Here is a 13,640-nt window from a genome sequence, read left to right on the forward strand (position 1 = left end):
ACCGTAAAAAACGGGCGCCTAACTATAAATTAAACGCGACGACGTTTTGGAGGACGGCAACCGTTATGAGGAATTGGAGTAACGTCTTTGATGCTGTTAACTTCAAGACCTGCTGCTTGCAATGCACGGATAGCAGCTTCGCGGCCGGATCCCGGACCTTTAACGAATACTTCTACCTGACGCAAGCCATGTTCCATAGCAGCTTTAGCAGCTTGTTCTGCCGCCATCTGAGCTGCGAATGGAGTGCTCTTACGAGAACCGCGGAAGCCAAGACCACCTGCGGATGCCCAGGAAAGAGCATTACCGTTTGTATCGGTAATTGTTACGATAGTGTTGTTGAATGTGGAACGGATATGAGCCGCACCGGATTCAACGTGTTTCTTTTCTTTTCTTTTTCTAGATACTACCTTTTTAGCCACGCTTTATCCCTCCTTTATTATTTCTTCTTCCCAGCGATTGCTTTTCTAGGGCCTTTACGAGTACGGGCATTTGTCTTTGTGCGTTGACCGCGTAAAGGCAATCCTGCACGATGACGTTTCCCGCGATAGGAGTTGATTTCAATTAAGCGCTTAATGTTAAGAGCTTCTTCACGACGAAGATCGCCTTCAACCTTGTACTCATCATCAAGAAGAGCACGGATTTTCGCAACTTCATCTTCTGTAAGGTCACGAACACGAGTATCAGGATTAATACCAGTTTTTGCCAAAATTTCTTTGGACAAAGTAAGTCCGATACCATAAATATAAGTTAAACCAATTTCCACACGTTTGTCACGTGGTAAATCTACACCGGCTATACGTGCCATCTATTCAGCCACCTCCTATCAATTAACCTTGTTTTTGTTTATGTTTTGGGTTTTCGCAAATTACCATTACACGGCCTTTACGTTTAATGATTTTGCATTTTTCGCATATCTTTTTAACTGATGGTTTTACCTTCATAAGTACCTCCTTTGATCGCAGCCACTTATTATTTAAAGCGGTATGTAATGCGACCACGATTTAAGTCATATGGTGTCAGTTCCATAGTAACTTTATCACCGGGAAGGATACGAATAAAATTCATACGCATTTTACCTGACACATGGGCAAGTACCACATGGCCATTTTCAAGTTCTACTTGGAACATGGCGTTTGGTAATGCCTCTACGACCGTACCTTCCACTTCAATAACGTCTTCTTTTGACATATCATTTTCCCTCCGGCTACTTGGTTATTTTATCAACCTGGGCTCATCACGCATGGTCAAAATTTCAGGGCCGTCTTCAGTGACAACCACTGTATGTTCAAAATGAGCTGCCGGCTTACCGTCGAGCGTTACCGCCGTCCAATCATCATCAAGAACTTCGACTTCGTATGTCCCCATGGTAATCATAGGTTCAATACAAAGTATCATACCCGGCTTAAGTAATGGGCCATGCCCGGCCGGACCATAATTCGGAATCTGCGGATCTTCGTGCATTTCACGACCGAGGCCATGACCGACGAAGTCGCGAACAACTCCAAATCCAAATTTTTCACAGTACGTCTGAACAGCATGGGAAATGTCTCCCACTCTATTCCCGACAACAGCTTGTTCAATTCCTTTAAACAAGCTTTCTTCAGTTACTTTGAGAAGTTTGTGAACCTGTGGTTTCACATGTCCGATAGGAATGGTTACACAGGAATCACCATGATATCCGTTAACGGATGAAACAAGGTCGATACTGATAATATCACCATGTTTCAATTTCCGTTTTGCACTCGGAATACCATGCACGACTTCATCATTAATCGAAGCACAAATTGTTGCAGGATACCCATAGTAACCTTTACAGCTAGGTTCACCACCATGGCTGCGAATATATTCTTCGGCAAACTGATCTAACTCCAGGGTGGAAACGCCCGGTTTTGCTACTGCAATCAGCTGAGTCAAGGTATCAGCAGTTAATTTACATGCCTGACGGATATACTCAATTTCATTGGGCGATTTAAGAATAATCATAGATTATTTCTCCAACGCTTTAATGATATCTGTAAATACTGCATCCACATCCTGTAATCCGTTGATTTCTACATATAAACCACTGTTACGATAGTAATCAATTAAAGGTTTTGTAGATTCGTCGTATACAGCAAGACGTTTCTGTACTGTTTCCGGTTTATCATCGTCACGATTTTCAAGACGTGCACGTTCACTGATGCGTTTAACGAGTTCTTCGTTAGGAACGTTCAAGTTAACAACAGCATCAAGAACAATATTTAATTCCTTGAGAATAGCATCTAACGAAACTGCTTGAGCAGTTGTACGAGGGAAGCCATCAAGGATGAAACCGTCTTTGCAGTCATCCTTAGCTAAACGTTCACGAACGATTCCCACAGTAACGCTATCAGGAACTAATTGACCAGCGTCCATGTATTTCTTAGCCTCAAGCCCAAGAGGGGTACATTCCTTTACTGCTGCACGGAACATATCACCGGTTGAAATCTGAGGAATACCATATTTATCAATTAAACGAACTGCCTGTGTGCCTTTGCCTGCACCCGGAGGTCCCATTAACAAAATATACATAGCAAATTTCCTCCTATTTAACAAAACCTTTATAATGTCTAGTTATCACTAATGACTCAACCTGCTGCATTGTATCCAACGCAACCCCAACTACGATAAGGAGGGCTGTACCACCGAAGTAGACGCCTTCAATACCGGTAATCCCGCCGATGAAGTTCGGCAAGATGGCTACTAATGCTAAGAACATAGCACCAGCGAATGTAATACGAGTCATTACTCGATCCACATAGTCTGCAGTAGGTTTACCTGGACGAATGCCCGGGATAAATCCACCGTATTTTTTCATATTATCTGCCATATCCGTAATGTTGATTGAGATAGCCGTATAGAAGTAAGTAAATATGAAAATCAATACGGCGTATAATACGGTCTGCAATGGAGTTCCCCATGTAAAATAATTAGCCAACGTTCTCACCCATTCAACCTGAACAAATTGGGCTAACGTCACAGGAAACATCAAAACGGATGACGCAAAGATAATTGGAATAACACCTGCCTGGTTGACCTTAAGGGGAAGGAAGGTGGAGTGGCCACCGTACATTTTACGACCAACTACGCGTTTAGCGTATTGAATCGGAATACGACGTTGACCTTGGGTTACTGCAATTACAAAGACAACCATTGCAATCGCAATAATGGCAAATAGGATTGCCTGGAAAATATTGATTGTCCCTACTTGCAGGTATTGGTAGATTGTGCTGAATCCGGAAGGGAAACGCGCTACGATACCGGCGAAGATGATTAGGGAAATACCATTGCCAATACCATTGGCAGTGATTTGTTCACCGATCCACATCAACAGACATGTACCTGCTGTGAGGATGATGGAAATTACAAATACGGACAACATGCTGTTGTCAATAAGTGCATTGTTAGCACGTAACGCGTAGGCCATACCAAATGCTTGGATGAAGCCGAGTGCTACAGTGCTATAACGAGTTACTTTAGCGATTTTCTTACGTCCGTCTTCGCCTTCTTTACTCCATGCTTCAAGTTGTGGAATAACAGCTGTTAAGAGCTGCATGATGATCGACGCATTGATGTATGGGGTAATACTCATAGCAAAGATGGAGAATTTACTTAATGCACCGCCGGCAAATAAGTCCAAGAGACCGAATAAATTACCGGATGTGAATAAGCTTTCGATAACAGAGGCGTCTACGCCAGGCACCGGAATATGAACGCCTGCCCTAAACACAATAAACATGAGGAGCGTATAGGCTACCTTATTACGAAGCTCTGTTATTTTAAAGATGTTCGAGAGGCCTTCTAGCACCCTAGATCACCTCTACTTTTCCGCCTGCCGCTACAATCTTCTCTTCTGCAGTTTTAGTAAAACCATTAGCAATAACAGTTAATTTCTTTTCTAATGTGCCATTGCCGAGAATACGAATACCGTCACGAACGTTTTTCAAAATGCCGGCTTCAATCAAAGATACCGGATCAACGGTTGCACCATCTTCAAAACGATTCAATTGAGAAATGTTAACTTCTGCATATTCTTTAGCGAATACAGAGTTGTTGAAACCGCGTTTTGGCAAACGACGATAAAGAGGCATTTGGCCCCCTTCGAAACCTGTGCGTACGCCACCGCCGCTACGGGAGTTTTGACCTTTTTGACCACGACCGGAAGTCTTGCCAAGACCGGAACCCAAACCACGACCACGACGAGTGCGAGCCTTTGTAGAACCTGCTGCTGGAGCTAATTCATGAAGTTTCATTCAGTGCACCTCCTTATCTATATTATAATTCTTCTACAGTAACTAAATGTCTAACTTTGTGAAGCATACCTTTAATTTGAGGTGTTACTTCTTTAACTACTTGAGAGTTAGTTTTTTTCAAGCCCAAAGCTTTTACAGTTGCGCGCTGATCTTCAGGACGACCGATTAAGCTTCTGGACAATGTAATTTTTACTTGTGCCATTACTGTCAATCCCCCTTATTAACCATAAATTTCAGCCACAGTTTTACCGCGAAGAGCTGCAACGTCTTCAGCGCGTTTTAACTGGGATAAACCTTCGAGTGTTGCGCGAACCATGTTGTTAGGGTTGGAAGAGCCAAGGGATTTCGTAAGGATGTTACGAACACCAACTAATTCCAATACGGCACGAACAGGGCCACCTGCGATAACCCCGGTACCTTCTGCAGCCGGTTTCAAGAATACGCTGCCTGCACCGAAACGACCTGTTACAGTGTGAGGGATTGTACCGTTTTTAATAACAACATGAATAAGATTTTTCTTAGCATCATCAATGCCTTTGCGAATAGCTTCAGGCACTTCAGCCGCTTTACCTAAACCAACGCCAACGTAACCATTGCCATCACCAACAACTACTAAAGCGCTGAAGGAAAAACGACGACCGCCTTTAACAACTTTGGCAACGCGGTTGATGAATACTACTCTTTCTTTAAGATCAAGACTGGTGTAGTCAATTCTCGCCATGTCTAAAGTTCCTCCTTCTTAGAATTTCAAGCCTGCTTCACGAGCGCCTTCTGCAAGAGAAGCTACGCGACCATGGTAAATGTAACCACCGCGGTCAAATACCACAGTGTCGATACCTTTTTCAAGAGCACGTTTAGCAACTAATTCGCCAACAGCTTTAGCTGCAGCTACGTTACCACCGTAGGTTAAGTTTAATTCTTTATCTAAAGAGCTGGCAGCAACTAAAGTTGTACCGGCCACATCATCAATAATTTGAGCGTAAATATTGCTTAAGCTGCGGAAAACGTTCAAACGAGGACGTTGAGCCGTACCGGAAATGTGACGGCGAAGACGAAGATGACGTTTTGCACGAGCAATATTTCGATTGGATTTACGAGCCAAGATGTTCACTCCTTTCTAAATTCTACTGATATTATTTACCTTTCGCACCGGCTTTACCAGCTTTACGACGAACAACTTCGCCTTCGTAACGAATACCTTTACCTTTGTAAGGTTCCGGTTTTCTCCATTTACGAATATCAGCTGCAACAGCACCTACGACTTCTTTGTCCGCACCGCTAACAACGATTTTGTTAGGAGCAGGAACGTCGATGTTAATACCAGCAGGAGCTTCCATCTCTACAGGATGAGAGAAGCCAAGAGTAAGAGCTAATTTGTTACCTTGTTTTGCCGCTCTGTAACCAACACCATTGATTTCCAATGTTTTTGTAAAGCCTTCTGCAACGCCTGTTACCATGTTAGCAACAAGAGCTCGAGTGAGGCCATGTAAAGAACGATGCGCTTTATCATCGCTCGGACGAGTTACTGTGATTACGTTACCTTCCACAGTAATATTCATATCCGGATGCAATTCACGAGTTAATTCGCCTTTAGGTCCTTTTACAGTCATTACATGATTGCTGTAATTTACTGTAACGCCGGCAGGGATCTCGATAGGCATTCTACCGATACGTGACATTATTTCTACCTCCTATTGCCTGATTACCATACATATGCAAGTACTTCGCCACCAAGACCTTCTTTACGAGCTTGTTTGTCGCTCATAACGCCTTTAGATGTAGAAATAACTGCAATACCAAGGCCACCAAGTACGCGAGGAAGTTCTTCTTTCTTCGCATATACACGTAAGCCCGGTTTAGAAATACGTTTAATTCCAGTAATTACTTTTTCATTATTGGAACCATATTTTAACGTTACTTTTAAAACATTATATTTACCATTTTCAACGGTTTCAACGCTCTTAATAAATCCTTCTTCTTTAAGGATTTCTAGAACGGCAGCCTTCGTACGGGAAACAGGAATTTCAACTGTTTCGTGAAGGGCAGCATTTGCATTACGGATGCGTGTTAACATATCCGCAATCGGATCGGTCATTACCATATTCTAAAAACCTCCTTCCGCAATCCAATTACCAACTGGCTTTTTTAACGCCAGGAATTTGTCCCTTATAAGCTAATTCACGGAACGCAATACGGCTAATGCCGAATTTACGCATGTAACCATGAGGACGTCCGGTTAAGTTACAACGGTTGTGTAAACGAGTTGGGGACGCATTAGCTGGCAACTGAGCTAAAGCTTCATAGTCGCCGGCAGCTTTTAAGGCTTCGCGCTTAGCAGCATATTTAGCAACTAATTTAGCGCGTTTCTTTTCGCGTTCAAGCATAGATTTTTTAGCCATCTATAGTTCCTCCTACTTATTTTTCAAACGGCATACCACAAAGTGCCAATAATTCACGAGCTTCTTCATCAGTCTTAGCGCTGGTAACAACGATGATATCCATACCTGTTACGCGTTCTACCTGATCGTATTCGATTTCAGGGAAGATGAGCTGTTCTTTAAGACCCAATGCATAGTTACCGCGGCCGTCGAAAGCCTTAGCACTTACACCACGGAAGTCACGTACACGTGGTAAAGCTACGTTGATTAATTTGTCTAAGAATTCATACATGCGTTCGCCACGAAGAGTTACTTTCGTACCAAGGGACATGCCTTCACGAACTTTGAAGTTAGCGATGGATTTCTTAGCTTTAGTGATTACCGGTTTCTGACCGGCAATGATAGTGAGGTCGTTTACAGCGGATTCCAATGCTTTAGCATTGCCTACTGCGTCGCCTACACCGATATTGATAACGACTTTTTCAATTTTAGGAATTTCCATTACGTTGCCATATTGGAATTTTTCCTGTAAAGCCTGACGAATTTCATTAGTATATTTTTCGTTTAAACGAGCCATTAGTCAAGAGCCCTCCTTTCCTGATTATTTATCCAGTACGGCACCGCTCTTAACAGTGGCACGTACGAATTTACCGTCTTGTTCTACTTTTTTAATGCGAGTAGGTTGTTTAGTTTCAGGATCAACTACCATTACGTTGGAAACATGAATAGGAGCTTCTTTAGTAATGATGCCGCCTTGAGGGTTAGCCTGACTTGGTTTCGTATGACGTTTTACAAGGTTAACACCTTTAACGAATACACGAGACTTTTTAGGTTCAGTAGCGATAACTTCGCCTTGCTTGCCCTTATCTCGACCGGAGATAACAACAACAGTATCGCCTTTTTTTACTAGTAATTTAGTTTGGGACATCGTCGCGTTCCTCCTTCTTATAATACTTCTGGAGCAAGAGAGATAATCTTCATGAAGTCTTTTTCACGAAGCTCACGAGCTACAGGTCCAAAAATACGAGTGCCACGTGGGCTCTTGTCATCTTTAATTACAACTGCTGCGTTTTCGTCGAAACGAATATAAGAACCATCTTGACGACGGATACCTTTTTTAGAACGAACAATTACGGCTTTAACAACGTCGCCTTTCTTGACAACGCCACCGGGTGATGCATCTTTTACAGAAGCAACGATTACGTCACCGATATTGCCGAATTTGCGGAAAGAACCGCCCATTACCTGGATGCACATAATGCGTTTTGCACCAGTGTTGTCGGCAACATTCAAAATTGTTTGTTGCTGGATCATCGTAATTCCTCCTTACATCACTTATTATTTTACTTTTTCTACGATTTCAACCAATCTCCAATGTTTATCTTTGGAAAGTGGACGAGTTTCAACAATCTTAACTGTATCGCCGATTTGGCATTCATTGTTTTCATCATGTGCCTTGAAGCGTTTGCTTGTTACCATCGGCTTGTTATATAATGCGTGCGGTACTTGGCGGTCAACGGATACTACGATAGTTTTATCCATTTTGTTGCTTACCACTTTACCTACGCGGACTTTACGTACATTTCTTTCTTCTGCCACGACCATTAGCCTCCTTTTCAATCCAAAACAAATTTGTTATTATGCGTTTTCTTTAAGAGCTGCTTCACGCTGAATTGTTTTAATACGCGCGATAGTTTTCTTAACTTCACGAATACGCATTGGATTTTCTAATTGACCAGTTGCGAGCTGAAAACGGAGGTTAAACAACTCTTCTTTAAGGCCGGAAACTTTTTGTTCCATTTCGGCAGCGCTCATGTTACGGATGTCATTAACCTTCATTTACGTCACCACCCAATTCTTTACCCTTAACAACGAACTTAGTTTTGATTGGAAGTTTATGACCTGCCAATCGCATAGCTTCACGAGCTACTTCTTCAGATACGCCGTTCATTTCGAACATTACGCGACCTGGTTTTACTACTGCTACCCAGTATTCTGGAGAGCCTTTACCGGAACCCATACGTGTACCGGCAGGTTTAGCTGTGATTGGCTTGTCTGGGAAAATCTTGATCCAAACTTGACCACCACGTTTGATATAACGTGTCATAGCAATACGAGCTGCTTCGATTTGACGGTTTGTAATCCAAGATGGCTCTAATGCTACTAAACCGAATTCACCGTGAGATACTGTGTTACCACGCATAGCGCGACCTTTCATACGGCCACGGAACTGTTTACGATGTTTTACGCGCTTTGGAATAAGCATTAGTTGTCACCTTCTTCCTTTTTAGCTTGTTTTACTTCAGGCAACACTTCGCCTTTGTAGATCCATACTTTAATGCCGATGCAACCATAAGTTGTATGTGCTTCAGCAGTACCGTAGTCGATGTTAGCGCGAAGAGTGTGCAATGGGATACTGCCTTCACGGTAGGATTCGCTACGAGCGATTTCAGCGCCGCCTAAACGACCGCTAACCATGATTTTAATACCTTTTGCACCAAGACGCATTGTGCGACCTACGGCTTGTTTCATAGCACGACGGAAACCGATACGGCGTTCTAACTGACTAGCGATGCTTTCAGCTACCAATACGGAATCTAAGTCTGCTTGTTTAATTTCTGCAATGTTTACGTCGATTTGTTTATCAGTGAAACGTTTTAATGCTTTGCGGATATCTTCGATACCGGCACCACCACGACCGATAACCATACCAGGTTTTGCAGTGTGAATTGTTAATTTAATACGTTTATTAATACGCTCAATTTCAATGCGGGAAATACCGGCAATGAAAAGGGTTTTCTTCAAGAAGTTACGGATTAAAACGTCTTCGTGAAGATTTGCAGCGTAATCTTTTTCAGCATACCATTTTGCGTCCCAATCTTTTACGATACCAACACGCAAACCATGGGGATTAACTTTCTGACCCACTTTATTCCCTCCTTCTATTAAGCTCTTTCAGATACTACAACTGTTACGTGGCTGGAGCGTTTCAAAATTTTGAAAGCCTGTCCACGGGAACGAGGATGAATGCGCTTCATTGTTGGACCTTGATCTACAAAGATGCTGGACACATAAAGTTTATCTACATTCATATCAAAATTGTTTTCTGCATTTGCGATTGCAGAGCGCAATACTTTTTCTACTACATCAGCGCCAACTTTCGGAGTGAACTTCAAGATGGCAAATGCTTCGCCGATATTCTTGCCACGAACGAGGTCAGCAACAATACGGATTTTACGAGGCGCGATGCGCACGTGTTTAGCGATTGCTTTTGCTTCCATTATCTAATTCCTCCTATATTACTTCTTACCGGTTGTTTTTTCGCTCTTAACATGACCTTTAAAAGTACGAGTTGGAGCAAATTCACCTAATTTATGACCTACCATATCCTCTGTAACGAATACAGGAACGTGTTTGCGACCATCATGAACAGCAATAGTATGGCCTACAAAGTTAGGGATAATAGTAGAGGCACGAGACCAGGTTTTTACAACTTTCTTATCATTTGTTTCATTTAAGGCATCAATTTTCTTCGCAAGAGAAGCTGCGACGAAAGGGCCTTTTTTTATAGATCTGGACACTGTCTTATCTCCTTCCTGTTATCCTATTTTGTACGACGTTTAACGATTAAGCTGCTAGAAGCTTTTTTCTTGTCGCGAGTTTTAACACCATGTGCCGGTTTGCCCCATGGAGTAACCGGATGTTTACGGCCAACTGGGGATTTACCTTCACCACCACCATGTGGATGGTCACAAGGGTTCATTACAACACCGCGGTTGCCAGGACGAACGCCCATCCAACGATGGCGACCGGCTTTACCGATTGTGATGTTTTCATGATCAATGTTACCTACAACACCTACTGTTGCACGGCAGTTGATATGAACACGACGAAGTTCACCGGATGGTAAACGAAGTAATGCATAGGAACCTTCTTTAGCCATTAACTGTGCAGATGTACCTGCGGAGCGAACGATCTGACCGCCCTTACCAATTTTCATTTCAATGTTGTGTACCTGAGTACCCAAAGGAATGTTAACTAATGGTAAGCAGTTACCTGGTTTAATATCGGATTCAGGACCACTGTATACAGTGTCACCTACATTTAAGCCATGTGGAGCTAAAATGTAACGTTTTTCACCATCTGCATAGTTAAGCAATGCGATACGAGCACTACGGTTAGGATCGTATTCGATAGTTGCTACTTTTGCAGGGATATTATCTTTAGTACGTTTGAAGTCAATAATACGGTACTGACGCTTGTGACCGCCACCTTGGTGACGTACAGTCATTTTACCGGTGTTATTACGACCGCCTGTCTGAGAAACCTTAGCGAGCAAAGACTTTTCAGGTTTGCTTGCAGTGATTTCAGTGAAGGCAGATACTGTCATAAACCGACGACCAGCGGAGTACGGTTTGAATGATTTAATTGCCATTATGGGGCCTCCTTACTAGACTATCTTAAACACCTTCAAAGAATTCAATGGATTCGCCAGCTTTTAAGGTAACGATTGCTTTTTTGTAGTCGCTGCGTTTACCTTGGTTGCGGCCCATACGTTTAACTTTTCCAAGAACTCGAATGGTAGCTACTTTTTCTACCTTTACATTGAAGATTTTTTCTACAGCTTGACGGATCTGCACTTTGTTAGCAGTTAAAGGCACACGGAAAGTGTATTTGCCTTCTTCCATAAGAATTGTAGTTTTTTCTGTAATAATCGGACGAATAAGAACATCGCGTAATTCCATTATGCGAGCACCTCCTCAATCTTTGCTACGGCACCTTCAGTGATGAAGAGCTTATCGTAGTGGAGAAGATCGAAAATGTTAATTCCTTCGTATGCAATAGCTTTTACGCCTTGAATGTTACGAGCGGAACGTTCAACATTTACATCACCGTCAGTGATGAATAATACTTTAGCATCACCTACGTTGAAGTTGTTAAGAAGATTTAACACTTCTTTAGTTTTAGGAGCTGCAAAAGTTAATTCGTCCAATACGATCAATTCGTTATTGTTTACTTTGTCGCTAAGAGCAGATTTAACTGCAAGACGTCTAGCTTTACGAGGCATAGCCTTGTAATAGCTGCGAGGTTGTGGACCGAATACGGTACCACCACCAACCCACAATGGGCTGCGAGTGGAGCCTACACGAGCACGACCGGTACCTTTTTGTTTCCAAGGTTTACGGCCACCGCCACGTACAAGACCTCTCGTTTTTGTTGCGTGAAGGCCAAGACGTTCGTTAGACAACTGACGAACTACGGCCTGATGCATAACAGCTTCATTAACTTCCACTGCGAAAACTGCATCATTTAACTGTATTTCACCGACTTTAGTGCCGGACATATTATATTTGATTACTGTTGGCATTAGAGATCCTCCTTTCGACAATTAGTTATTTAACAGGTTTTACTGTATTGCGAACCATTACCAAGCTGCCTTTAGCGCCTGGGATGCCGCCTTTAATGAGCAACAAGTTGCGTTCAGTATCCACTTTAACAACGGATAAACGCTGTACAGTAACTCTGCCACCACCCATTTGTCCAGGGAGTTTCTTGCCTTTGTAAACCTTACCGCCGCCACCGGAGATCATAGGACCGATGGAACCAGGTTCACGATGAGATTTAGAGCCGTGAGTTACAGGACCGCGATGGAAGTTGTGGCGCTTAATAGTACCAGCGAACCCCTTACCTTTACCTGTACCAACTACATCAACCAACTCACCTTCTGCGAAGATATCAGCTGCCAGAGTTTGGCCCACTGTGTAATCAGTTGCTTCAGCAAGGCGAAGTTCGCGAAGATATTTAACCGGAGCTACGCCGGATTTTTCGAACTGGCCTTTTACAGGTTTAGTTAAATGTTTTTCTTTAATGGAACCGTAACCGAGCTGTACTGCGTCGTATCCGTCGGATTCAACAGTTTTAACACGCACTACTACGCTTGGGGTAGTTTCCACTACAGTGACAGGAACCAACTTACCTTCAGCAGTGAAGATCTGAGTCATTCCTAACTTTTTACCCAAAATAGCTTTAGACATAATCGCACCTCCTTATTATAATTTTATTTCAATAGATACACCAGCCGGCAATTCAAGACGAGTGATAGCATCTACTGTTTTCGAATTTGATTCAAGAATATCGATTAAACGTTTATGTGTACGCATTTCGAATTGTTCGCGAGAGTCTTTATTAACATGTGGCGAACGAAGAATTGTGAAAATATTTTTTTCAGTTGGCAATGGAATTGGACCGGATACTAATGCACCGTTGCGTTTTGCAGTGTCAACAATTTTTGCCGCGCTCTGATCAAGAGCTTTGTGATCGTATGATTTTAAACGAATACGAATTTTTTGCTGTTTAGCCATGAATTACTTCCTCCTGTCGTCCATTTCATGAATGAACTGCTCCATAGAAATTCTCCTCCGCAGAGGCAACCTTCTATATCATAGTTTAAAAACACAACACGAGAGCGGCACGTTCATGCCGCTCTGCGCTGCGCATACATATTGCTTTTACAAGCTTAAGAACTAATTAATACTTAAATAATAATTAAGCTTCGATAGCTGTAACAACACCAGCACCTACTGTGTGGCCACCTTCGCGGATAGCGAAACGTAAACCTTCTTCAACAGCGATTGGAGTGATCAATTCGATGTCCATAGTGATGTTGTCGCCAGGCATACACATTTCTGTGCCTTCTGGTAATTGGATAACGCCGGTTACGTCAGTTGTACGGAAGTAGAACTGAGGACGGTAGTTGGAGAAGAATGGAGTATGACGGCCACCTTCTTCTTTAGTCAATACGTAAACTTCGGCTTTGAATTTAGTGTGTGGGTGGATGGAACCTGGTTTAGCCAAAACTTGACCACGTTCGATGTCTTTACGGTCAACACCACGAAGAAGTGCACCAACGTTGTCGCCTGCTACTGCAGAGTCCAAAGTTTTGCGGAACATTTCAAGACCGGTGATAACATAGCTTTCAGCTTTTTCTTTA

The 13,640-nt window shown here is 42.7% G+C and carries 29 protein-coding genes; all 29 read right to left on the minus strand.

Translation table 11 applies throughout. The features are described from left to right. Positions 1-29 precede the first annotated feature (29 nt). Positions 30-419 (minus strand): 30S ribosomal protein S11, encoded by a 390-nt coding sequence (gene rpsK / locus KHZ77_RS08695; RefSeq protein WP_295197990.1) that lies wholly within the window; start codon positions 417-419, stop codon positions 30-32. A gap of 17 nt (positions 420-436) precedes the next feature. Further along, positions 437-805: a 30S ribosomal protein S13 gene (gene rpsM, locus KHZ77_RS08700; RefSeq protein WP_295197992.1), complete on the minus strand. Its 369-nt coding sequence runs from the start codon at positions 803-805 to the stop codon at positions 437-439. A gap of 22 nt (positions 806-827) precedes the next feature. Then, on the minus strand, positions 828-941 hold the full coding sequence (gene rpmJ, locus KHZ77_RS08705) for a 50S ribosomal protein L36 (RefSeq protein WP_007391661.1): 114 nt from the start codon (positions 939-941) through the stop codon (positions 828-830). Between the two features lie 28 nt (positions 942-969). Further along, positions 970-1,188 (minus strand): translation initiation factor IF-1, encoded by a 219-nt coding sequence (infA, locus tag KHZ77_RS08710; protein ID WP_005377071.1) that lies wholly within the window; start codon positions 1,186-1,188, stop codon positions 970-972. Positions 1,189-1,212: 24 nt separating this feature from the next. Further along, on the minus strand, positions 1,213-1,983 hold the full coding sequence (gene map, locus KHZ77_RS08715) for a type I methionyl aminopeptidase (protein ID WP_295197997.1): 771 nt from the start codon (positions 1,981-1,983) through the stop codon (positions 1,213-1,215). Between the two features lie 3 nt (positions 1,984-1,986). Then, positions 1,987-2,550, minus strand: coding sequence for an adenylate kinase (locus tag KHZ77_RS08720; protein ID WP_295198000.1), 564 nt, complete (start codon positions 2,548-2,550; stop codon positions 1,987-1,989). Between the two features lie 13 nt (positions 2,551-2,563). Next, positions 2,564-3,826, minus strand: coding sequence for a preprotein translocase subunit SecY (secY, locus tag KHZ77_RS08725; protein WP_295198003.1), 1,263 nt, complete (start codon positions 3,824-3,826; stop codon positions 2,564-2,566). A 1-nt stretch (position 3,827) separates the two neighbouring features. Beyond that, positions 3,828-4,271, minus strand: a complete 444-nt coding sequence (gene rplO, locus KHZ77_RS08730; RefSeq protein ID WP_295198006.1) for a 50S ribosomal protein L15 — start codon at positions 4,269-4,271, stop codon at positions 3,828-3,830. A 22-nt stretch (positions 4,272-4,293) separates the two neighbouring features. Next, a complete protein-coding gene (gene rpmD, locus KHZ77_RS08735) occupies positions 4,294-4,473 on the minus strand; it encodes a 50S ribosomal protein L30 (protein WP_295198008.1) in 180 nt (59 codons plus the stop codon). 18 nt (positions 4,474-4,491) lie between these two features. Then, positions 4,492-4,992: a 30S ribosomal protein S5 gene (rpsE, locus tag KHZ77_RS08740; protein WP_295198010.1), complete on the minus strand. Its 501-nt coding sequence runs from the start codon at positions 4,990-4,992 to the stop codon at positions 4,492-4,494. A gap of 18 nt (positions 4,993-5,010) precedes the next feature. Further along, positions 5,011-5,373, minus strand: coding sequence for a 50S ribosomal protein L18 (gene rplR / locus KHZ77_RS08745; RefSeq protein WP_295198013.1), 363 nt, complete (start codon positions 5,371-5,373; stop codon positions 5,011-5,013). Between the two features lie 31 nt (positions 5,374-5,404). After that, complete coding sequence (rplF, locus tag KHZ77_RS08750) at positions 5,405-5,950, minus strand: 50S ribosomal protein L6 (RefSeq protein WP_295198015.1); 546 nt, start codon at positions 5,948-5,950, stop codon at positions 5,405-5,407. 23 nt (positions 5,951-5,973) lie between these two features. Continuing rightward, positions 5,974-6,372, minus strand: coding sequence for a 30S ribosomal protein S8 (rpsH, locus tag KHZ77_RS08755; protein ID WP_295198018.1), 399 nt, complete (start codon positions 6,370-6,372; stop codon positions 5,974-5,976). 28 nt (positions 6,373-6,400) lie between these two features. Continuing rightward, complete coding sequence (gene rpsN / locus KHZ77_RS08760) at positions 6,401-6,670, minus strand: 30S ribosomal protein S14 (protein WP_295198020.1); 270 nt, start codon at positions 6,668-6,670, stop codon at positions 6,401-6,403. 16 nt (positions 6,671-6,686) lie between these two features. Beyond that, positions 6,687-7,226 carry a 50S ribosomal protein L5 gene (rplE, locus tag KHZ77_RS08765; protein ID WP_295198023.1) on the minus strand — a complete coding sequence of 180 codons (540 nt, stop codon included), beginning with the start codon at positions 7,224-7,226 and terminating at the stop codon, positions 6,687-6,689. Between the two features lie 24 nt (positions 7,227-7,250). Next, positions 7,251-7,577, minus strand: coding sequence for a 50S ribosomal protein L24 (gene rplX, locus KHZ77_RS08770; protein WP_006555664.1), 327 nt, complete (start codon positions 7,575-7,577; stop codon positions 7,251-7,253). A 17-nt stretch (positions 7,578-7,594) separates the two neighbouring features. After that, positions 7,595-7,963 carry a 50S ribosomal protein L14 gene (rplN, locus tag KHZ77_RS08775; RefSeq protein ID WP_295198026.1) on the minus strand — a complete coding sequence of 123 codons (369 nt, stop codon included), beginning with the start codon at positions 7,961-7,963 and terminating at the stop codon, positions 7,595-7,597. 24 nt (positions 7,964-7,987) lie between these two features. Further along, the gene (gene rpsQ / locus KHZ77_RS08780; RefSeq protein ID WP_366664953.1) at positions 7,988-8,254 is read right to left on the minus strand and encodes a 30S ribosomal protein S17; all 267 of its coding nucleotides are present in this window, start codon (positions 8,252-8,254) and stop codon (positions 7,988-7,990) included. A gap of 33 nt (positions 8,255-8,287) precedes the next feature. After that, positions 8,288-8,488, minus strand: a complete 201-nt coding sequence (gene rpmC, locus KHZ77_RS08785; RefSeq protein ID WP_115310809.1) for a 50S ribosomal protein L29 — start codon at positions 8,486-8,488, stop codon at positions 8,288-8,290. Further along, positions 8,478-8,915, minus strand: a complete 438-nt coding sequence (rplP, locus tag KHZ77_RS08790; RefSeq protein WP_295198034.1) for a 50S ribosomal protein L16 — start codon at positions 8,913-8,915, stop codon at positions 8,478-8,480. Before rplP ends, rpmC begins: the two co-directional genes overlap by 11 nt. After that, positions 8,915-9,577 carry a 30S ribosomal protein S3 gene (gene rpsC, locus KHZ77_RS08795; RefSeq protein WP_295198036.1) on the minus strand — a complete coding sequence of 221 codons (663 nt, stop codon included), beginning with the start codon at positions 9,575-9,577 and terminating at the stop codon, positions 8,915-8,917. The genes rplP and rpsC overlap by 1 nt, the downstream gene beginning before the upstream one ends. A gap of 17 nt (positions 9,578-9,594) precedes the next feature. Then, complete coding sequence (rplV, locus tag KHZ77_RS08800; protein ID WP_295198038.1) at positions 9,595-9,930, minus strand: 50S ribosomal protein L22; 336 nt, start codon at positions 9,928-9,930, stop codon at positions 9,595-9,597. A gap of 18 nt (positions 9,931-9,948) precedes the next feature. Then, the gene (rpsS, locus tag KHZ77_RS08805) at positions 9,949-10,230 is read right to left on the minus strand and encodes a 30S ribosomal protein S19 (RefSeq protein WP_021842138.1); all 282 of its coding nucleotides are present in this window, start codon (positions 10,228-10,230) and stop codon (positions 9,949-9,951) included. A 23-nt stretch (positions 10,231-10,253) separates the two neighbouring features. Then, positions 10,254-11,084, minus strand: coding sequence for a 50S ribosomal protein L2 (rplB, locus tag KHZ77_RS08810; RefSeq protein WP_295198039.1), 831 nt, complete (start codon positions 11,082-11,084; stop codon positions 10,254-10,256). 25 nt (positions 11,085-11,109) lie between these two features. Then, a complete protein-coding gene (rplW, locus tag KHZ77_RS08815) occupies positions 11,110-11,394 on the minus strand; it encodes a 50S ribosomal protein L23 (protein ID WP_295198041.1) in 285 nt (94 codons plus the stop codon). Next, positions 11,394-12,017 carry a 50S ribosomal protein L4 gene (rplD, locus tag KHZ77_RS08820; protein ID WP_295198044.1) on the minus strand — a complete coding sequence of 208 codons (624 nt, stop codon included), beginning with the start codon at positions 12,015-12,017 and terminating at the stop codon, positions 11,394-11,396. Before rplD ends, rplW begins: the two co-directional genes overlap by 1 nt. Positions 12,018-12,042: 25 nt before the next feature. Then, on the minus strand, positions 12,043-12,684 hold the full coding sequence (gene rplC / locus KHZ77_RS08825) for a 50S ribosomal protein L3 (protein ID WP_295198047.1): 642 nt from the start codon (positions 12,682-12,684) through the stop codon (positions 12,043-12,045). Positions 12,685-12,699: 15 nt separating this feature from the next. Further along, positions 12,700-13,011 carry a 30S ribosomal protein S10 gene (gene rpsJ, locus KHZ77_RS08830; RefSeq protein WP_295198050.1) on the minus strand — a complete coding sequence of 104 codons (312 nt, stop codon included), beginning with the start codon at positions 13,009-13,011 and terminating at the stop codon, positions 12,700-12,702. A gap of 184 nt (positions 13,012-13,195) precedes the next feature. Continuing rightward, a partial coding sequence (locus tag KHZ77_RS08835; protein ID WP_295198051.1) for an EF-Tu/IF-2/RF-3 family GTPase occupies positions 13,196-13,640 on the minus strand: 445 nt, incomplete at its 5' end.

Source organism: Veillonella sp., assembly GCF_018364065.1.
Lineage (GTDB): Bacteria > Bacillota > Negativicutes > Veillonellales > Veillonellaceae > Veillonella_A.